We start from the raw sequence: 862 nt of genomic DNA on the forward strand, positions 1-862 counted from the left end.
GACGAGTGGGGTGAGTGTGGGGTGTGGGGTGATTTCGAGGTAGGTGGTGGTGTTGTTTTGGTGGAGGGTTTGGATGCTTTGGGTGAAGTGGACGGGTTGGCGGATGTGTTGGGTCCAGTAGTGGGGGGTGGTGATGTGGTCGGGGTCGGCTGGTTGGCCGGTGAGGTTGGAGATGATGGGGGTTGTGGGTGGTTGGTAGGTGAGGTGTTGGATGTGTTGGTGGAATTGGTCGAGGATGGTTTCCGTGTGGTGGGAGTGGAAGGCGTGGTTGACTCGGAGTTTTGTGGTTTTGGTGCCTTGTTGGCGGTAGTGGGCGAGGATTTCGTTGACGGGTTGGGGGTCGCCGGAGATGACGGTGGAGGTGGGGGTGTTGTGTGCGGCGATGGTGATGGTGTCGGGGAGCAGGTCGGCCAGGTCGGTGGGGGTGGTGTTGATGGCGGCCATGGTGCCTTGCGGGAGGGTGTGCATGAGGTGGGCGCGGGTGGTGATGAGGTGTGCGGCGTCGGGGAGGGTGAGGATGCCGGCGGTGTGGGCGGCGCTGATTTCTCCGATGGAGTGGCCGAGGAGGTGGTGGGGGGTGATGCCGAAGGTGGTGAGGGTGTGGGTGAGTGCGGTGTGGATGGCGAACAGGGCCGGTTGGGTGTAGCGGGTGTCGTCGAGTAGGTGGGGGTGGTGGTGGTCGAGGATGAGGGGTTTGAGGGGGGTGTCCAGGTGGGGGTCGAGGTGGGTGCAGGTGTGGTCGAGGGCGTGGGCGAAGGTGGGCAGGTGGTGGTAGAGCTGGGCGCCCATGCCGGGGCGTTGGGAGCCTTGTCCGGAGTACAGCAGGGCGAGTTTGCCGCCGGTGGGGGTGGCGCGGCCGGTG

Annotated in this window: 1 protein-coding gene; it reads right to left on the reverse strand. The window is 64.8% G+C overall.

Features of this window, described 5'->3' with window-relative positions; translation table 11 throughout:
• Positions 1–862 (reverse strand): acyltransferase domain-containing protein (locus E1289_RS37780; protein ID WP_131988994.1); only part of this gene is annotated, 862 nt, incomplete at both ends.

It is taken from the genome of Actinomadura sp. 6K520 (assembly GCF_004349245.1).
Lineage (GTDB): Bacteria > Actinomycetota > Actinomycetes > Streptosporangiales > Streptosporangiaceae > Spirillospora.